The following is an 18,138-nucleotide window of genomic DNA, read 5'->3' as shown; positions in this document are numbered from 1 at the left end:
ATAATGCGTAAAAATAGTGACTTTTTTATAATATATGTTATCTTTTAGTTATTATGAAAATACAAATATTAACACGCATAGTATCGTTATTTAGTACTTTTTAAGTTTGAATTGAGATATAGCTCAATTCTGTAGATGCTCCATGCTCACCGTTGAAAGCGGGCTTCTTGCTGGCACCGGTATGAATAACTCTATCCCTCGCATTGACTAAGGATATACCATGTATTTATCATCGACACCGATCAGCAACGTTGAATCTAACAACCCGCTGTTTGCTATGCCAGAGATTTCAGACTCTCGGCAGTCATATTTTGCGGCGTTTAGTGAAAAAGCAGAAATTACCGCGAAGACCCCGACAAAGATGGGTAGCTACGAGTTTACGGTTGTACCGTTTAAAGCAGCGAAAGGTATGTTGATGCAGGTTGAGCGTCAGGGGCAGCAGATTATTTCCGCGCATTTACCTTCTATATTTTCACGTGGTGCGTTAATGTCAGCCAGTTTGCAAGTGCGTGAAACGGAATATCTGTTGGTGGCAGCAAACTCGGCCTCCAAAATGTTGGCTAGCGGTAAGCGCTGGCTGGGCATCTTCAGAGCGGACGGCAAAAATGTGTACGCTAATGTATTTGAGCAACAAGTTATGCAAGTGCAGCCAAATGAGGATGGTATCTCTATGCTATTTCTCAATGGCGACAGAATGCGTATCAAGCTGTAATTAGCGCTCATCCTTATTTTTAATGCATCCGTTATCCCTGCGGCTGTCATCAAGAAAACCAGTCATCCTTGCGGATTGACTGGTTTTTTACGATGGCGTTGTCGCTTTCTCCAGTGCGCTGAGCCAGGTCAACGCATATTCCTGCGTTTCGCCGCACATTTCCGCTGACGCTTGCAGGCCTGAGCAGCAAGCAGGGCGATCTGGCTGACCAAAAATAGCGCAGCGTAAATCATCCATGAGCTGGATGCACGGAATCCCAGCGGGCTTGCCATTTGGCATCCCAGGAATTGGGCTGCTGATCGACGGCGCAATACAACACCCAGCGCAGCCCGAGCGGCAATTCATTGATTCTGTCTTGTATTGAGGCTTATTCTGATGAAACATGATATTTTTATAAAGTTTTCTGTTAAACAGGCATTAACTCTGCCGTTTTGTCGTTTCAGTATTATAAATTTGCATTTCATCGCATTCCAGTAGCGATTCAGGTACGTCTCGTTGATCATACACAGCAATAGGTGCTTGACGCTGTTTTCATCGAGGATTACATTACTGACTCTAAAGTAAGTTACTTGAAATGATCGACTCTTAGAGAGATCTGCGGGTAATTATGTGCAAGTAAAGTTTCAGCAATAAAGTTTCAGTAAACCAGTTAATCAAGTCAGAAAAAAATGTCATGTCCGTTTAAACCCAAATGGGAACGCCGTAAAGAAGCCCGCCCGCAGGAGTTGCTTGCCGCCGCGCTGGATTTGTTTGTTGAACGCGGATTTGCAGCAACGCGTCTGGACGACGTCGCCAAGGCGGCGGGTGTATCTAAGGGAACGCTGTATTTGTACTTTTCCAGTAAAGAGGATTTATTTAAAGCTGTCGTGCGTGAAAGCGTTATCCCACTCATTGGTGAAGCGGAAGGCATGATAGGCGAATTTAGTGGTAATAGCGAAGAATTATTTCGGACCGTCATGACGAATTGGTGGCAAAGCATGGGGATGACGAAGTTATCCGGTTTACCTAAGCTGATGATGGCGGAAGCAGGAAATTTTCCTGAACTGGCGCGGTTTTACCAAGAAGAGGTCGTCAGTCGTGGTGAAAAGTTAGTAGCCTCGATGCTGGAAAGAGGAATGCAGCGCGGAGAAATTCGACCAGTCGATCCGGAAGTCGATGCGCGCTTGCTGATCGCGCCAATGTTAATGATGATGATGTGGAAGCATTCAGCAGGCGTCTGTATGGTTGAAGAGGATAAATTGGACGTCTATCTGGAGCACTACATTGATCTGGCAATGCATGGATTGATGATTAAAAAGTGAACCCGACTGATGTAAAACTCTCCCAGCAACGTGATGCGGCTGGATGCGAAGGCTAAACTTCCACTCTTGACAGGCGTTGTAGGAACATTTTTGTGTAAGTTCTGGCCTAAACAGGTCTTGTTGAGATAAAGTTTCGTTAGTATTTAGATAATTTCCATGCGCTTTGGCGATGATACAGGCAATTAGATGCTTGGATTGCGTGAAAATAGCCCGGTAATTATCAATCTCGGCATGCGCTTTGATAAAATGCGGGTTCCCTTAATTTTGCAATCGAGTGAAGAAATGACTATCGAAAAAGCCCGCTTTAACATGATAGAACAACAAATTCGTCCATGGAACGTGCTCGACAAGAATGTCCTGGATATGTTGATCGTCGTGAAGCGTGAAAATTATTTTCCTGAAGATCAAAAAACACTGGCATTTTTTGACACTGAATTGCCATTGCCAGACGGTTCAAAAGCGATGACCCCAAGAGTAGAAGCACGTATTCTGCAAGAACTCAATGTTAAAAAGACGGAGTCTATTTTGCTGATAGGCGCTGCTTCTGGTTACTTGGCAGCACTACTGGCATACGCTGGTCGTCACGTTACTGTGCTTGAAATCTCGCCAGTATTGAAAGAACTCGCTGAAAAAAATCTGCATGCTGACGGCGTTCGTAACGTTACTGTGTTGCTCGCTGACGGCGTATCTGGTCAGCACTCAGGTTCCTACGACGTTATCGTCGTCGCTGGTGCATTAGACGCAATTCCAGACGCGCTGACCAAGCAATTAAACCAGGATGGTCGTTTGTTCGCAGTCGTTGGCCAATTGCCGATGATGTACGCGCAAATCGTTACCCGTACTGCGACTGGACTGACCGAACGTGCCGTATTTGACACAGTATTGGCGCCCTTGGCTGGTGTCGTTCCTGTATCGCAATTTAAATTTTAATCGGCAATTTAAAACAGATTAGAGAGTGTATGCAAAACATCACCGCAACAGAGCTGGCAGCGTGGCTTGCTGATGCCAGCAAAACGCCCCCGGTCTTACTCGATGTAAGGGAACCATGGGAGTATGAGACCTGTCATATTGCTGATGTGCAGTTAATGCCAATGCAAACCGTGCCAACGCGTTTCAATGAGCTGGACGAAGATGCGGTGATTGTTTGTATTTGCCATCATGGTGCTCGTAGCATGCAGGTGGCAAATTTCCTCGAGCGGCAGGGTTTTAGTCAGATGATTAATCTGACGGGTGGTGTACACGCGTGGGCATTGCAAGTTGATCCTTCGATGCCGACCTATTAATCTATTTTATTTTTCCGGAGCGTCTTAATGCGTAATCCTGTACGTAATCCTGTTATTGCGGCCTTATTAGCAACTGCTTTTTTTTCAGTAGAGGCACAAGCTGCTGATCTGTTGCAAATATACAAGGATGCACTTGCCAATGATGCACAGTATGCGAGTGCCCGTGCTTCACAAGTTGCTGGCACCGAAAAGGCAGTCCAGGGGCGAGCAGGCTTATTACCATCAGTAGCACTGAGTGGTAGTGATACGAAAGCGCATAACGACATCGCTGCCGATAATCCACGTTTCAGTGGTAACGGTGATAACTACACGAACGTCTGGCAGTTGCAGCTAGTACAGCCTCTATTTCGTTGGGCTAACTGGCAGCAATTTGAACAAGGTAAATTGGCAGTTGTTGCCTCTGATGCCCAATTTGCACAGTCGCAGCAAGACCTGATTGTTCGCGTCGCACAGGCTTATTTTGATGTTCTCACAGCGCAAGATAATTTGATTACGCTGCATGCACAACAGGCTGCGATTTCTGAGCAATTAGCTTCCGCTAAAAGAAACTTTGACGTAGGCACCGCAACTATTACTGACACGCATGAAGCGCAAGCCCGTTACGATCTGGTCATTGCGCAAGAATTTGCAGGACAAAGTGATTTACAGGTAAAGCGTTCCGCTCTACAGCAAATTATTGGCAAAGACGCGGGCGATTTGTCGATGCTGAAAGTCGGTATTAAGTTAGACTCACCGAAGCCTGAGCGGATTGAAGATTGGGTTTCGTCTGCCGAGCAACAGAATTTTAACGTTGTGGCGTCTCAGGTCGGCGTGGAAATCGCAAAACGTACTATTGAAATTAATCGTGCTGGCCATTATCCGACGTTGGATTTAGTTGCCGGACGTGCGAGAAGCTCATCTGGTGGGCAATCTGTATTAACTTCCTCTGGTGTGTCGACTGCAAATTCGATTGGCGTGCAATGGAGTGTACCTATTTTTTCTGGCTTTGCAGTCAACAGCAAAGTCAATGAAGCGATTGCATTACAAGATAAAGCACGTAACGACTTGGAGTCTGCCCGCCGCGCCGCTGCCTTGGCTGCACGTCAGGCCTATGTGGGCGTGACCAGTGGTCTGGCGCAGGTAAAAGCATACGAAGCCGCTGAGATCTCGAGCCAGTCAGCGCTTGATTCAAATAAGCTGGGTTATCAGGTTGGCATACGTATCAATATTGATGTCTTGAATGCGCAACAGCAGTTGTATACAACACGCCAGACCTTGGCCAAAGCACGTTATGACACTGTGATGAGCGGCTTACGGTTAAAGGCTGCTTCCGGTATTCTGAAGGAATCTGACTTAGTAGAGGTCAACGCGTTACTCCAGCACTAAACCAGACGCACAAGAAAAAGCCACTTATTGGTTAGTACCATAGGTGGCTTTTTTTCGTTATTAGCTTAATAAAATTTTGATTTCGATAACGATAAAATGACCAACCATGAGCATAGTGAAAAATGGGCCTAATGCGATCAGGTTGAGTAGCAGGATCCTTAACAGTACCGGCACTTTACTCGATACTAGCGGCATACCAATCCAAATGCAGGCGAGATACGTCATGATTGCTGAGTAGAAAAATATCGTTAATACAGGTCCGCTCGGGTTGTAAGGCGCATTAATCCCACTCAGCAATGCCCAGAGAAACCAAGATGTGATGGCAACGATGATTAGTCGTTGGCTAGACTCTAACATGGCGATGCTGGGCATAAAAAATCTCCAGAAGTAATGCGTTATGAACGGGTCCTGCAAATATATTGCCAAGCAGATTCAAAGATAACCCAAGCAGACGGTATGGGCTGTATCCATACCCACTTACTGCATTTTATTGCTGCAAATAATCAATTAATTTATGTAGTCCTGTCGTGAGGGCTTGCACAGAGCTTTGCATATCCCATTGATCGTTCTCTATATTAACCTGATTTGAAATTGCTCTTATTTCCAGAAAACGCTGATGTTCTTTTTGGCATACATGGAAGAAAGCTGCGCCTTCCATATTCTCAAGGTCAGCAGCGCTACTATCGATAAATGGTGCCATCGCAGCATTGACGGAAACGCTCTTGGCCAAAGGAAAGATCGCTGGCGTTGGCAGATCAGTGCAGGTGAGTAAATGCCGTCGCTCAAATTCCATATCGATCGGCAAATGTGCAAGATGGACAAAGCCATCATTTGTGAAAAAGCCTAAATCTGCCTCTACCTCGCTTTGAACAAGTACGACATCATTTATTTGAAATGTTGAATGTGGAAAAACACCTGCGATGCCTGCCAGAATCAATATATCAGGACGTTCTTGTATCGCTTTCAAGCTTGCGTAGGCCGTCGCAGTCAGGCCAACGCCAGAGATGACTGATGTCACGTCTTTACGTTGAAATTGGCTGGCTTCAGTTTGTGTTGGAAATAGGACGGTAATTTTCATTGGGAAGGATTGATGTATTGTAAAGTGATGAAAAATTACAAAAATGAATTTAATAAGAACACATCATTATTGTAGGTGTGGTTGACGCAAATTTCTTATCGATGATACAAAAACAATGTTAAATATCATTACGTGGCTTTCATTTTTGTTGCTTTTCATTAAATATTTTTAAGCTGGGATTTTTTTGATGTGTATGATAGATTCGAATCCACCAATTCATATCATCGAGACGACTTAGTCGCTCAAAGCAGAGGTGGTCAAACATTCGACCAATCGCTGTAGTCTAGGTTTTTTTTTGCATGACTTCGATCGAAGTCCACTGAGTTGTTATTGTGCAAGCTGAGGTGTCACGCGTAGTTTTGTCCGGTTTCTAAGTCGTTCCTCATTTTTTTTGAGATCTACTCTATGCAAGACGCCACCGATCCAAATCTGATCTCGACTGCGCATGAGCCAGATGAATTGGCGCGTGAGATTGAAACTCATCGAAACAGAAGATTCGCTGATGACCTTTACAAAAGGTCCCTGATTGGACCTTTGTTTTATCTGATCGCCAGTGTTCTGACGATACAGCTATCAAATTTTTATCAAGGACGTGTTTGGCTGCTTGTGATACCAACGGTGATTTTTCTGAGTCTTTGGTGGCAACGTTATACGCATCGTCCGCCTAAGCCAAATTCTGACCAATCCCTGTACATTCATTGGAATAAGCGGCAGTGGCTTCTGATCCATCTCGGTGCCTGTTTGTGGAGTGCTATCGCAGCGGTCACTGGCGCGCTCGAAATGCAATCGAACAATGCAGTTATCTTGACGATGATTACAACGATTGCTTTTAGCACTGCGGCCAGTCATGCTTTTGCGATGTATCCAAAGCAGGCACGGTGGTGTGTGATTGAATTTATCCTGCCGCCAATTCTGGTTTATATTTTTTTTGCGCTTGAGTTGCGCGCAATTGGCATAACACTGTGCATCTATCTGGGTTATTTAATGGTGAATCTGCACAGCAACGCTGAAGAATACAAAACGCAGATAGAAACCGAAGTAAGACTGATTCAAAGTCGGGCCGAAGTCGCGCAGTTATCATTGACCGATTCATTGACTGGCTTACCAAATCGTCGTAGTTACGAGACCACATGGAATCATGTATGGTGGATTGCGGCGCGTCAACATGGGGTGCTGGCATTGATCGTCATTGACCTCGATTTTTTTAAAAAAATTAATGACAAACATGGACATCTTACCGGTGACCTCTGCCTGAAACATTTTTCTCAGGTATTGCGGCAACATATGCGACGTGAAAGTGATTTGATTGCACGTATAGGTGGCGAAGAATTTGTCGTCATTTTACCCAATACACCTGTAGAGTTAGCGTACATCATCGCGGAAAATTTACGAAGCGACTTGCAGCAGACTCCATGCCTGATTGATACGCTATCGGTACCATTCACTGCGAGTATCGGGGTCGGTCTTGCTGACTGGGCAAAAGATAAGATACCTGCCGACACGTTTCATCGAGTTGATCTTGCATGCTATCAAGCGAAGACCAAAGGAAGAAATCTCGTTGTACGCAGTTAGAGAAACTGGGGGAGGCGTGTGTGATGCCACCCGGTTTTCACCGGTGTGGCATACGCCTTTAAGTGGACGTTTTAGCTGATACGCCTAGTCACCTTTGTATGCAATCAGAGTCTATCAGTAGAAAAATAACCGGCATCATAAGCTTTGGAATAGGTTTTCCAGTCTTCATTGACTTGCTTGGCGCATTTCTGACTGAGTTTTAACAGGGGCTTCATCCATTCTTTTCCTTGTGCAAATTCAATCAATTCATCAGCGTTTGCAGAACCTTGCCGCCCCGAGCTACGCAACTGTGCAGAGGCGACGATTTCTCCCATAACTTGAATCACCTTTCTCACTTCTTCCAGTGTACTGACTGAACCATCGAGTGTGACTCGGTCTTCTGATGGTTGTAAAGCGCGCAGAATAAACGGCTTATCTTTCATCGTCACTGGTTGTAAGAAGGCCATTGAGACGGCTTGCATACGTTTTTGGATGGTCACTACGCGATGCGCTTCAGACTGCCACGGTAGTTGTGGTGTATTCAAATATGGAGCTAACGACGAGGGTACAGCCTCTTTTAAATCCAGCAAATAATTCTGATTGGGGCTACCTTTACCTTGTACCAGGATAATGTAGCGTTCAACCCCAAGACTGCCATTACCTGCAATTCGGCGGGCAATATCAATGGGCTTGAAGAATTTTTTATCTGGCTGATTTTGTGCAAACTCTTTTAGAAATGACGCCACCATTTCTCTTTGTTTAGAAGTGACTGCCAACGCTTTTTTTCCATCAATGCGGATACGTCTTTGGTCACCTTTAAATACGGTACGATGATCCAAAAAATCACTTCGCTGTCTGAGTTTGACTGCTGTCAATAAATTTCGGATCAATCCCGTTGAGGTCTCTCTTTCTACCCAGCGACTCTTGCCGCTGACTAGCACGGTCTGATAACTGAATAGAAACTCTTTTGTCAGATCTTTCGCATCAGCGCTGTTAATACCAAGACTTTTTGCACCAACTAAAATGCTGGTCAGGAAACGAATTAGATCCCAGCAGGTGGGTGCGAGAACGGCTTCATCAAAATCATTGAGGTCGAAATAAGCAAGACGATTGTCACCTTTATAGCTGCCAAAATTTTCTAAATGCATATCCCCCATACACCACGTTAATGGCATTGACAGTGCATGCAGATCGGCGGCAATACGTTCATAAAATAAATGACATGTGGCACGCAAAAAAATAAATGACGAGGTACGCATATTGCGGTACTTCATCAATAAGCGCTCTGGCTCACGCGTTTTATTAAAACTATGTATGGTGGAACAAACATCGATCATCAGAGACTCCTGCAAAATAAATTAGTACCGAATTGAGGTCAACGTCGCGACCGGATCACGCTACGATTAACGTAAAAATTTCTGGAAGTCATCATCTGCCATGCTTTTAAAAACATAACCTTCAGCCAGTAAACGCGTAATAATTTCATCTAAACTTTTTAACGTATTTGGATGAATTTCATGCATTAATACAATTCCACCGTTGTGTGCGTGTACAGAGGAAATCACATGCTCCAGATAGTTTTTACGATTCTGCGCTAGTACTCCGCAACTCAGCGCCTCTTTCAGATCTACACTGCCTTTATGATCGAAGGCCCAATCACAAGAGTCAACGTGCCAGCCAACGATTTTTTGATCCATGGATTTGAGTAATTGATTCGATTCGCAGCTCGAATTACCATAAGGGTAGCGGAATAGTTTGTGCGTATTCAATGACTCACTGATTGCATTACTTTTTTGAATTTCAAGCGCCTGTTCTGTCGGACTGATCTCGTGAAAATTAGGATGGCTCCACGAGTGGTTGGCGATTAATGTGTAGTCTGATTCTTGGACTAATTTGACGAGTTCGGGATGTGCCTGTACTTTGTCACCGATCATGAAAAAAGTTGCTGGGATTTTATGTTTCTTTAAAATCGCCAGAATGAACTCTGTTTGTACCGGTTCAGGTCCGTCATCAAATGTCAGTGCAACTTCCTTTGCAGGTGGAGCAAGAGGAATATCTGATTCATAACGGCAGTTTTTTTTCAGCGTTTCTTCGTCGGTCGTTATGCGCTCATTAAGCTTGCTCATCTTATGTTTTTTGATCTGAGCAGTCTCGTTTTTATCAGTGGGTTGCTGGAGTATGTTTACATTGACCACTGCTGGCATCGCGGCGGTTGTGTTTGATTTGCCTGCCAACGCACTGCTGTCAGCTGCCTTTGTCGGCATTGTCAGTGCAAGTACTCCACATGCACTAAGACAGAGAACACTGAGGGAATGAAGGGCCTTCGTTTTTAAAAATCCAAAAAATTCCATGATGTCGCAATGAATAGCAATAATAGAAGCATCATTATCGCTAATTTTTGACGATGTCCCTAGCAATCCGTCAGAGATTTCAGCCCAACTTGAGGAGAGAGACGACACTTAGGATATTTTTCGCATCACCCCGTGCCGGTATAGACCCACATGGTGTCTCTTTGACGCAATGTGAGCTGTAGATTGGCGTCGTTGATAATCCTACGCAGAAACAAAAGGGCGTTGACGCATCCATTTAGTCGCCACCCATTTTTCACCAGTGATGACTGGATTACTTGCATGCAGCGACGCATGATCGACCTGACCATGTGCATTGGCGTATTCAAAATACACGGCGTTACCTGGTATCGGTGAGACTGCCCATCCCGCTTCGGGGAAGACGGTTTCTCCACCTTCTTCGACGTGATTCAGATATGTTACCAGTGTACTGCAGCGCTGTCCGCTACGATTCAACGACGCATGATTTAGTGGATTCAAAGGTGTCAAAAAATCAAAATGCGGGTCGCTACCAGCCCCAGTAGGGTAGTACAGGATTTGTATTCCTTCACCATGTTCGATCGGTAAGTTCATGATCGCCGAGATACGCTGATCCAGTTTTGCAATGAAGTCATTTTCATTCAGTTTAAAAAACATACCATAGCTAGTACGTTTTTCACTGACGATATTTTTGCCAGTCATCGGATCGACAATCGTCGACTTCGTTAGGCGAGGGCGGGCAAGCTCAATGAGTTGCGCACATTCTTCCGTACTGAATACGTTGCTTAAGTTTGCCAGAAAAGGTCGTTCAGCGCGGGCATTGATGTGTACCAATCGATCAGCCGTCTGAATCCGGTTACCTGCACCAAATAACGGTGATGGGTAGATATAATCCAATGATATTTCATCGATCACAACGTGGTCTACCGGAACTTTTCGACCTGTACGACGGGCGGTGACAAACGCTTGTGTGATCGCTTGCGCGGCCAACTCTTCCATTCGCTGTTGGCGCATAACGGTCATTAACGCTGTCGGAGTAGCACCCTGATCTAAGTTTTGGCTTATCCACGCACTTAAATCAGGTGAAAAACGGATAATAGAGCTCATCGTATTTTATCTATGTTGGTTACAGATCAACTGCAACCCAACCAGCAGACGTTAATTTGAAACTCTCTTGCAATTGCATGGTACCTGCACCCTTGACGATCCGATCGACCATTGGAAATACATGCTGAACATCGATATCTTTCGTCCACGGTGCGGCGTCCGCTTTATACGTGTAATTGACGACAACCATTTTTTCATTGCCGCTAATTTTACTTGCTTCCCAGCCGACGACTTGATCCAGAGTTAGTTTTGCGGCGCATAAGTCGCCTTGTTGAATTTTGATATCACCATCGGATTTGATACTACGCATTTCTTTGTTGAGATAATACTTTTTACCTTCATCGCTGAGCTCGTAACGACGTACTTTGATGTCTGCACTTTGTCCATCTTCAGTTGCTCTGACGGTGGCGACAGAATACTTGACCAATCCCATTTTTTCTAGAATCGGCATCTGAATAGCGTTGCGTCCACCAGCATCAATTTCTTTTTGAGTGACATCAATAGGCCAGATATTTTTCGCCAAACAGAGATCGCCTCGTTTTGCTAGATAGGTTTGCATCGCGGTAGTCAGATTTTCTTTATTTAAATCAGTTTTACTATTGCACGCAGAAAGACCGGAGAGGGCTGCGAAGGATAAAAAAAGGTAGGAAATTTTTTTCATAATTAATTCTGTGAATGCGGATGAGTTACAGTCAATGTGTTTTTTCAGTCTTTTCAGTCGTTTCCTTAGTTAGTGCAACCTGGGCTGGTTGGGGTTACTCCCGCTTGATAGCCGTCAGTCAGAATAGTAAGAAAACAGATGAGGTCTGCAATATTTTGTGCCGTCATTGGTGGCGTCGAACCCGCCTTACGGCCATCTAACGGTAATTGCTTATCAATATTGCTTTGATACACAACAGGAATGTCATTAAATTTCTGGACGCGCCCTCCGCTGTATTGCGTCGTAATCAAGCCATACGTTAGAAAGCTAGCACTGGTCGTTTTTGATGGGGTACCACCAATTGTCGGGTACCAGATTTCAGGGTTGGTATCGCGGGTGTTATAGAACCGCATTGCTTGTAATAACGATGTGATCACACCATTGTGAAAGAACACATTACGTGTCGCCACATTGCGCAATGTCGGCGTTTTAAACATGCCGCAATAGGCATTCGGTGCGTTTGCTGCTGCTGGGCTGTGATCGGTGCGGAACGGTCCGCAAATACCCTGATCAACATAAGTGGCATCCTGATTCGCTGCGATCGAGTTGTTGCGTGGAACACCAATTGCGTCATACGAAAAATCAGTGAACAACGCAGAAGTGCCACCAAATCCTGCACCCTGATAGTGACAGGATGCGCAATTGCCAGTGTTAGGATCGGCAAATACCGTTAATCCACGTTCTTCCGCAGCAGTGAGTGTGCCGCCGAGTTTGTTGGAAATATGCAGATCAAATTTGCTGGTGTAAGGGTGGAAGCTGACATCTTCCAGTTGAAACGCTTGCAACGCTTTGGTTGCGTTGGTGAATGCAGTAGCCGTATCAGCAAATGCATTGCCACCAAATGCCTGTACAAAAAGTGACGCGTAGCTTGCTGCTTTGATTTTGTTCACCACGTCAGCGGCGTTTGCGTTCGCCATTTCTATGGGGCTTAATAAGGGAATTGCCGCTTGCTGCGCAAGGGTATCGACCCTGCCATCCGCGGTAAAGCCGCCGCCAGGTCCCGGCACACTGACTCCATCAGGATTGTCGAGTAAATCTGCATACGCTGGCGTGACGTTTTTGTATCTCAGCGAGGGTACTGCACGGGTTCCAGGTAAATTCAGTGCTGGCCCACCCAGTTGTACTGCGAGATTATTTGAAGGCGCGTAGGCAGCATTTGGATCATGACATGTCGCACATGACATTTTTCCAGAACCAGATAAATTCTGATCGAAGAATAACTTTTGTCCGACTTGTGCAGTCAGACTGAGCGTGCTAGTTGGTGTTGCTGAACCTGTCGTTGGCGCCGGTTGTGATGCGCCGCTGGACGACGATGTTGTATTGCCCGATGTACCAAAACTACTGTTCGGCCCGCCACAGGCACATAAAGCAAGTGCCAGAAGGCTGGCGCCAAACCATGTATTCAAACGCATAATTGATCAATGTTATAAATGAGCGCAGGGGGAATTCGTTTGAATTCCCCCGCTAGTTACTAATTACGTCATATCACTACTTATTTCACTGCCCAGACATTCGTTTGTGATGCATCAGCCCCAACTTGTGCAGGTGTTGATACGTCGGCAGATTGCTTTTGAACATACGTCTTAGGAATCACGAAAGCGTGATTGATAGGGCGTACAGAGTCAAAATGCGTATCTGCGCTACCAGTGTATTCTGGTAAATTGAGGATGTTTGCAGAAATGAATTTTTCTGTGTACTTAGAACGATTCATGTAGCTTGCATCTACTGCTGGATCTGCCAGTTGGAACATGTCTTGCAACGTGCGTACAAATGAGAAGTGGCTGTAAGAATCACTATCCGATACACCTTTTGGACCGCTCGTATTTGTCAGAATACCGAAGATACTTTGGCCGTGACCGCGATTGCCGTTAGTGTAGTTGTTGATGCCAGTGTCTGGAGACCAGCTACCGTCCGCATTTTGTTTGAGTGGTTTAGCAACGGTGCTGTTAGCAACGTTCCAACCGCAGCAGGAGTTCAGACCGCTTCTGGCGTTACCTTCGTCAAACATCAGAACGATCGCAACACGTTTTTGTGAATTTTTCCAGAGCGGAGATGCTTGGATGCTCTTGACGACTTTATCAACGTAGTTATCGCCTCGGGTAATGATGGCACCACCTGTTGCGACAGCGACGTTATTTGCAACGCTGGCGCAATCGCTGGCAGTTGTCACAACGCCGTTGACTGTGCCAGTAACGTTAATACCGTGCATATCATCACATTGATCTGGCATCAGGAAGTTGATATTGCCAACGGTGCCTGCGGCCAAGTCTGCACTGAATTGATCAAAATTGTAGCCTGCTGGAATCGTATAGGCAGTGCTTTTTGCTAACGCTGCATCCCACTGACCACCACCCAACGTACGGTTGCTAAATTTCCATTCAGGAGCACTGCGTACATTTTGGTATGCCATCCCTGGATGATGTTTCGTTTTGTAAAGGCTTGCTGGCATCGCTAAATTCAGCTGTGAGTTGCCGATCGTTTTTGTGTTGGCACCTAATGTACCTGGTACGTAAACGTTGTCAGGAGCGATAACTGCGGCATCAGCTACGCTGTCAGTACGGAAATCCTGACCTGGGTTCATGGATTCGCTATATGTTCTCCATGTCAGACCAACTCCTGTGAGCGCATTAAATAAGTTGGGCTTACCAATGATGTTATGGTTGACCGCTGCTGTCTGAGTACAGGTTGCTGCAAAGGGTGAACTTGCCAGACCTGGTTGAGTTTTGTCTGGTACTGGCAAATCCTGTACCGCATTGGCACCGGTGGCGTCGCAGTTCCATTGACTGTCGTCCGTAATGCCGAAGTCGTCCGCACCGCCTAATGCTGTGTAGTTTGGCTCACTTGGATAGCCCGTAGCGTAATAGCTAGTCAGTTGGTTGCCGGCTTTCAGATAGCCATTGATCTTCGGTGCAAACGGAGAATTCAGGATAGAAGACGTTGCTTTGTTTTCTAGCATGACGATGAAAATATTATCGTAGCGTGGAACACCTTCGACGTTGAATGCTGCCTGTTGTGATTGCAGGAAGGTGATTGGTGTACGCGTATCTGCTGTCGTTGCGGTCAATGCTGTCACATTCGTCAAGGAAGTCAAACGTGGATCACCGCCGGGTACTGCTAACGCATCCGGGTATAAGTCACCACGGTCTAACTTTGTGATTGCATACGCAAAACGATTGTTTAACGCATTTGCTTCCGTCAACATGGCAGTTTGCGCTGTACCGGTTGCGGCATTGACGTCAGTCAACACGTTGGCCACTGGCACATTGATACGTGTCGCCAGATTTTGTTTCTCAGTGGCGTACGTCGAGCTATTTGCTTCAGTTAGGCGTGTTACTTCGGTTGACAATGGGCTTAAGACAATCAGGCCACTTACTTGCTCGTTGACCTGATCAATCGTCGCGCGGAATACATTACGCGTCGTCACTTTTTTGCCAGTTGCTGTATTCGTCGCTGCTGTACCTATGTCTGCAATCAACGGTGCGGTCGCGCTGCTAGCAATCGCGAATTTTCCGCTACTGTCCGTCGTCACTGGATTCTCACTTGGATCGCATTTACCATTGTTATTAGCATCAACACAAACCAGCGCGCCTTGATAATACCCAGCCTTGATTGTCGGGTCCGTTGCCGAGCCTGCGATAAATCCACTGGCAGAAACGACACCATTCAAAGTGATATTGTTGGGAGAGGAGCTTCCAGAACAAGCTGATAGCAAGGTAGCAGCCGCAGCAATTGCACTGAGCGAAAAGTGCAATGGTGCGTTTTTCGAGATCGACATGTTGAATCCTGTAGAGATAGGTGGGCTTTGTTGAGGAAAAGTGACGTTGCAGCACGCATTCTTCCGCGCCAAAAATCACAGTTCGCAAGCATGTCAGAAAAAAAATGTCTAAATATGAAATTTCAATGACATTTCCATATTGGCCGTTGGATGCGGGTTTGGAAGGTTTTACGTGGTCTTGCTTATGGGGCTGCACTGGTGCAAGAAGCGGAAGACAAAGCTATTTACTGTGATTGTCCCCGCGTTTTTCTCGCGACCATCAGCTTTCAGGCGCTACCTTTTTACAAAAAAAGGGTGATGTTATTTTTAGTCGGTTAGCCGACTAGCCGATTTACCGTGCAGTGGGATTCGCTATGCCATGAAAAAACACCTCACCACGTATTCATTTTTGCTGGTATCTACGGTAGATATGTCATTGACGAAGTTGATTAGACTTTCCGTTAAAGAACGTGCTTTGTCACATTCAGGACGACTTACTCGGCACATGTATGAAGAGTCGGATGCGTCGATGATAGTAAGCAGAATGCATTGCGTCCGCATTAACCTTTCAGCGCATTTAACAAGGCATTTATCATATGAGGGCGGTCACTTTTCGTCGCTGAAACAAATATAATCTCACGCGAAAAACTGTCATTTCCTACACGCGTTATAGCGCAATCGCCCGCAAAACGTTCGAGACCAAGAAAGCTCGGCACCAGGCTTATGCCAACTTCTTCATTCACCAACATTGCAATCGCCTCCAATGCATCAAGATCGAATATTGGTGCGATGTTCAGTCCATGTTCCTGCAAATATTGCTCTGCAAAACGGCCGCCCCAAGATTGGCTATCGTAGCGAATATAAGGATATTTTTGCAGTACAGTCTTGATATCTTTACGGAATTTTTTCTTTGACAATAAAACCAGCGGTTCTTTTCTGAGACTAGTGGCACTCAGCGCGACAGGTAACGCAAAGGCTGGTGCAACCAGAATTGCGGCATCAATTTCGCCGTTTAATATCGCGTTGAACAAAGATTCAGAAGTACCGGGAATAACACGATGTTTAATGTTTGGCGCGTGTTGAGCGAGCATTCTTAATGCCGATGGAAGTAGTCCAGTCAATGCCGTGGAAATCGCGCCTATTTTGAGCGTGCCGGTCAATCCGGTCGGGTCGGCATCATCCGATATCAAGTCGACTTCCCGAACAATATGTCGTATTCGCGGCAAAATGTTCAGGCAGGACTCCGTTGCTTTAGCGGTATGACCATGGCGAGATAAGAGTTCAAAACCAAGCTCACACTCCAATGCCTGTATTCGTTGACTGACTGCGGCCGCAGTCAGATTTTCAGAGCGTGCTGCATCGGCGATTGATCCGCGATCGACAACTGCAATTAAACTGCGTAAATAGCGGCTATCCATAAGTATTTCTTTCGAAAGTCGACAGAATAATATGCTATTTCATTTCGATGATATTGGCTATGATTTCCCATCCTGTTGAGTCACAACGGACATTCGGAAAACAAATTGGAGCAATCTATGCAATCCTTATTTCATCTTGCGTACCATGTACGCGATCTTGAACAGTCACGTAAGTTTTATTCATCCGTATTGGGGTGTAAAGAAGGACGGAGAACCGATACATGGATTGATTTTGATTTTTTTTCTCAACAAATTTCCTTGCATGTCGGCGAACCTTTTTCCACTACAAAAACGGGCAAAGTTGGTGACCACATGGTACCTATGCCACACTTTGGCGTAGTTCTACCAATGACTGACAGGTATTGGCAAACCGGCTTGTCGAACATGAGGTTAAATTCGTTATTCCCCCCAGCATACGCTTTGCGGGGGAACCTGGCGAGCAGGCTACGATGTTTTTCCTCGATCCCTCGGACAATCCAATTGAGGTCAAAGGGTTTGCAACGTTCGCCGGAGTGTATGCAAAATGAACAAACCATCGATTCCGTTCCTTGCGGCTAAAGGCTACGTCAATACGCCTGATTGGATCACTGCACTGCAGCGTGCCATGCCCAACGAGAAAATTGTTCTTTTTGACGATATGAATGCCGAAGACAGGGCCACGTGCACGGTTGCTATCGTTGCTAATCCCAACCCCGCTGAGATTCAGGATTTGCCAAACCTGCGTTGGGTACACAGTGTATGGGCTGGTGTAGAACGTTTAGTCGCCGCGTTAGAAAATACGAATCTGAAGATCGTACGTCTTGTCGATCCACAACTTGCAAAAACAATGGCCGAAGCAGTCATCGCGTGGACTTTATATCTCCACCGCGACATTCCCACCTACGCGAAACAGCAAAAAAAACAATTGTGGAAAGCGATGGACTACATTCGCCCCGAAAATAAAACGATAGGCTTACTTGGTCTTGGCGCTCTCGGTCAAGCTGCAGCCCAACGGCTTTTGTTATCCGATTTTAACGTGTGTGGTTGGAGCCGGAATCCAGCGCAAGTCGCCGGCGTCGAATGTTTTTCTGGTGACAATGGACTTAAAACTATGTTGCAAAAGACCGACATTCTCATATCCCTGCTCCCTCTTACCTCTGAAACAAAAGGCCTGCTAGATGCCAGACGTTTCGCGTATTTGCCTGACGGCGCATCCTTTATCAATTTTTCCCGTGGTGCAATTGTCAACGATGATGATTTACGGGATGTACTAAATAACAGACATATTAAACATGCCGTGTTGGATGTGTTTGACGTCGAGCCATTGCCAGTATCTCAATGGCAATGGGAACACCCAAATGTCACCGTATTACCTCATTGCTCTGGGCCGACTGACAGAGAAACTGCATCTGCCATTGTTGCTGGTAATATTGAGCGATACAGGAATGAAGGAGAAATCCCTCGGTCCATTGACATATCACGCGGTTATTGAGAAAACCACTATTCAAATTTAATCCTCTTCTGACAGAGGTTCGTTGGTAGTAAGGAAGGTCGTCTTGACCT

17 protein-coding genes and 1 pseudogene are annotated in these 18,138 nt (G+C 45.7%); 8 read left to right on the top strand and 10 right to left on the bottom strand.

The genetic code is table 11. The features are described from left to right. The first annotated feature begins 220 nt into the window (after window positions 1-220). Entirely contained in the window at window positions 221-712 is a 492-nt protein-coding gene (locus ACO0KV_RS01865) for a hypothetical protein (RefSeq protein ID WP_423039317.1), read from the top strand. Window positions 713-799: 87 nt separating this feature from the next. Here the strand turns inward: ACO0KV_RS01865 and ACO0KV_RS01860 are convergent, their stop codons facing one another. Further along, window positions 800-1,096 (bottom strand): YkgJ family cysteine cluster protein, encoded by a 297-nt coding sequence (locus ACO0KV_RS01860; protein WP_423039315.1) that lies wholly within the window; start codon window positions 1,094-1,096, stop codon window positions 800-802. Window positions 1,097-1,380: 284 nt separating this feature from the next. Here ACO0KV_RS01860 and ACO0KV_RS01855 point away from each other — a divergent pair, with 284 nt between their 5' ends. From ACO0KV_RS01855 to ACO0KV_RS01840, 4 genes are all read left to right on the top strand, one after another. Beyond that, window positions 1,381-2,013 (top strand): TetR/AcrR family transcriptional regulator, encoded by a 633-nt coding sequence (locus ACO0KV_RS01855; RefSeq protein WP_423039313.1) that lies wholly within the window; start codon window positions 1,381-1,383, stop codon window positions 2,011-2,013. A 282-nt stretch (window positions 2,014-2,295) separates the two neighbouring features. Then, the gene (locus ACO0KV_RS01850) at window positions 2,296-2,943 is read left to right on the top strand and encodes a protein-L-isoaspartate O-methyltransferase family protein (protein ID WP_423039486.1); all 648 of its coding nucleotides are present in this window, start codon (window positions 2,296-2,298) and stop codon (window positions 2,941-2,943) included. A 29-nt stretch (window positions 2,944-2,972) separates the two neighbouring features. Next, the gene (locus tag ACO0KV_RS01845; RefSeq protein ID WP_423039311.1) at window positions 2,973-3,296 is read left to right on the top strand and encodes a rhodanese-like domain-containing protein; all 324 of its coding nucleotides are present in this window, start codon (window positions 2,973-2,975) and stop codon (window positions 3,294-3,296) included. Between the two features lie 27 nt (window positions 3,297-3,323). After that, complete coding sequence (locus ACO0KV_RS01840; RefSeq protein WP_423039309.1) at window positions 3,324-4,661, top strand: TolC family outer membrane protein; 1,338 nt, start codon at window positions 3,324-3,326, stop codon at window positions 4,659-4,661. A 60-nt stretch (window positions 4,662-4,721) separates the two neighbouring features. Here the strand turns inward: ACO0KV_RS01840 and ACO0KV_RS01835 are convergent, their stop codons facing one another. Continuing rightward, window positions 4,722-5,033, bottom strand: a complete 312-nt coding sequence (locus ACO0KV_RS01835; protein WP_423039307.1) for a hypothetical protein — start codon at window positions 5,031-5,033, stop codon at window positions 4,722-4,724. Between the two features lie 115 nt (window positions 5,034-5,148). Further along, entirely contained in the window at window positions 5,149-5,739 is a 591-nt protein-coding gene (locus ACO0KV_RS01830) for a hypothetical protein (protein WP_423039305.1), read from the bottom strand. Window positions 5,740-6,144: 405 nt separating this feature from the next. On the opposite strand from ACO0KV_RS01830, the gene ACO0KV_RS01825 reads away from it, so the two are divergent. Next, the gene (locus ACO0KV_RS01825; RefSeq protein ID WP_423039304.1) at window positions 6,145-7,311 is read left to right on the top strand and encodes a GGDEF domain-containing protein; all 1,167 of its coding nucleotides are present in this window, start codon (window positions 6,145-6,147) and stop codon (window positions 7,309-7,311) included. Between the two features lie 104 nt (window positions 7,312-7,415). On the opposite strand, the gene ACO0KV_RS01820 is transcribed toward ACO0KV_RS01825, so the two are convergent. From ACO0KV_RS01820 to ACO0KV_RS01790, 7 genes are all read right to left on the bottom strand, one after another. Further along, window positions 7,416-8,627: a DUF2252 domain-containing protein gene (locus ACO0KV_RS01820; protein WP_423039302.1), complete on the bottom strand. Its 1,212-nt coding sequence runs from the start codon at window positions 8,625-8,627 to the stop codon at window positions 7,416-7,418. Window positions 8,628-8,693: 66 nt separating this feature from the next. Continuing rightward, a complete protein-coding gene (locus ACO0KV_RS01815) occupies window positions 8,694-9,749 on the bottom strand; it encodes a polysaccharide deacetylase family protein (protein WP_423039300.1) in 1,056 nt (351 codons plus the stop codon). A 93-nt stretch (window positions 9,750-9,842) separates the two neighbouring features. Beyond that, complete coding sequence (locus tag ACO0KV_RS01810; protein ID WP_423039298.1) at window positions 9,843-10,724, bottom strand: 2OG-Fe(II) oxygenase; 882 nt, start codon at window positions 10,722-10,724, stop codon at window positions 9,843-9,845. Between the two features lie 19 nt (window positions 10,725-10,743). Beyond that, the gene (locus ACO0KV_RS01805; RefSeq protein WP_423039296.1) at window positions 10,744-11,385 is read right to left on the bottom strand and encodes a hypothetical protein; all 642 of its coding nucleotides are present in this window, start codon (window positions 11,383-11,385) and stop codon (window positions 10,744-10,746) included. Between the two features lie 65 nt (window positions 11,386-11,450). Then, window positions 11,451-12,836 (bottom strand): cytochrome-c peroxidase, encoded by a 1,386-nt coding sequence (locus ACO0KV_RS01800; protein ID WP_423039294.1) that lies wholly within the window; start codon window positions 12,834-12,836, stop codon window positions 11,451-11,453. 80 nt (window positions 12,837-12,916) lie between these two features. Beyond that, on the bottom strand, window positions 12,917-15,199 hold the full coding sequence (locus ACO0KV_RS01795) for an alkaline phosphatase family protein (protein ID WP_423039292.1): 2,283 nt from the start codon (window positions 15,197-15,199) through the stop codon (window positions 12,917-12,919). Between the two features lie 539 nt (window positions 15,200-15,738). Then, window positions 15,739-16,596 carry a LysR substrate-binding domain-containing protein gene (locus tag ACO0KV_RS01790; protein WP_423039290.1) on the bottom strand — a complete coding sequence of 286 codons (858 nt, stop codon included), beginning with the start codon at window positions 16,594-16,596 and terminating at the stop codon, window positions 15,739-15,741. 117 nt (window positions 16,597-16,713) lie between these two features. Between ACO0KV_RS01790 and ACO0KV_RS01785 the strand changes: the two are divergent. Together ACO0KV_RS01785 and ACO0KV_RS01780 are read left to right on the top strand one after the other, a co-directional pair. Beyond that, a pseudogene (locus ACO0KV_RS01785) lies at window positions 16,714-17,123 on the top strand (VOC family protein). Next, on the top strand, window positions 17,120-18,067 hold the full coding sequence (locus tag ACO0KV_RS01780) for a 2-hydroxyacid dehydrogenase (protein WP_423039288.1): 948 nt from the start codon (window positions 17,120-17,122) through the stop codon (window positions 18,065-18,067). Before ACO0KV_RS01785 ends, ACO0KV_RS01780 begins: the two are co-directional and overlap by 4 nt. Window positions 18,068-18,138: the final 71 nt, after the last annotated feature.

The organism is Undibacterium sp. RuRC25W, from assembly GCF_049339825.1.
In the GTDB taxonomy this organism is placed as follows: domain Bacteria; phylum Pseudomonadota; class Gammaproteobacteria; order Burkholderiales; family Burkholderiaceae_D; genus Undibacterium.
The sequence above is the reverse complement of the archived record's forward strand: the minus strand, read 5'-3'. Positions and strand labels throughout refer to the sequence as shown.

Bases quoted from the DNA above. Each gene is read 5' to 3' on its own strand.
- ACO0KV_RS01855 (WP_423039313.1), top strand. From the start codon at position 1,381: ATGTCATGTCCGTTTAAACCCAAATGGGAACGCCGTAAAGAAGCCCGC.
- ACO0KV_RS01830 (WP_423039305.1), bottom strand. From the start codon at position 5,739: ATGAAAATTACCGTCCTATTTCCAACACAAACTGAAGCCAGCCAATTT.
- ACO0KV_RS01865 (WP_423039317.1), top strand. From the start codon at position 221: ATGTATTTATCATCGACACCGATCAGCAACGTTGAATCTAACAACCCG.
- ACO0KV_RS01845 (WP_423039311.1), top strand. From the start codon at position 2,973: ATGCAAAACATCACCGCAACAGAGCTGGCAGCGTGGCTTGCTGATGCC.
- ACO0KV_RS01780 (WP_423039288.1), top strand. From the start codon at position 17,120: ATGAACAAACCATCGATTCCGTTCCTTGCGGCTAAAGGCTACGTCAAT.
- ACO0KV_RS01860 (WP_423039315.1), bottom strand. From the start codon at position 1,096: ATGTTTCATCAGAATAAGCCTCAATACAAGACAGAATCAATGAATTGC.
- ACO0KV_RS01840 (WP_423039309.1), top strand. From the start codon at position 3,324: ATGCGTAATCCTGTACGTAATCCTGTTATTGCGGCCTTATTAGCAACT.
- ACO0KV_RS01835 (WP_423039307.1), bottom strand. From the start codon at position 5,033: ATGCCCAGCATCGCCATGTTAGAGTCTAGCCAACGACTAATCATCGTT.
- ACO0KV_RS01825 (WP_423039304.1), top strand. From the start codon at position 6,145: ATGCAAGACGCCACCGATCCAAATCTGATCTCGACTGCGCATGAGCCA.
- ACO0KV_RS01820 (WP_423039302.1), bottom strand. From the start codon at position 8,627: ATGATCGATGTTTGTTCCACCATACATAGTTTTAATAAAACGCGTGAG.
- ACO0KV_RS01800 (WP_423039294.1), bottom strand. From the start codon at position 12,836: ATGCGTTTGAATACATGGTTTGGCGCCAGCCTTCTGGCACTTGCTTTA.
- ACO0KV_RS01810 (WP_423039298.1), bottom strand. From the start codon at position 10,724: ATGAGCTCTATTATCCGTTTTTCACCTGATTTAAGTGCGTGGATAAGC.
- ACO0KV_RS01795 (WP_423039292.1), bottom strand. From the start codon at position 15,199: ATGTCGATCTCGAAAAACGCACCATTGCACTTTTCGCTCAGTGCAATT.
- ACO0KV_RS01805 (WP_423039296.1), bottom strand. From the start codon at position 11,385: ATGAAAAAAATTTCCTACCTTTTTTTATCCTTCGCAGCCCTCTCCGGT.
- ACO0KV_RS01790 (WP_423039290.1), bottom strand. From the start codon at position 16,596: ATGGATAGCCGCTATTTACGCAGTTTAATTGCAGTTGTCGATCGCGGA.
- ACO0KV_RS01850 (WP_423039486.1), top strand. From the start codon at position 2,296: ATGACTATCGAAAAAGCCCGCTTTAACATGATAGAACAACAAATTCGT.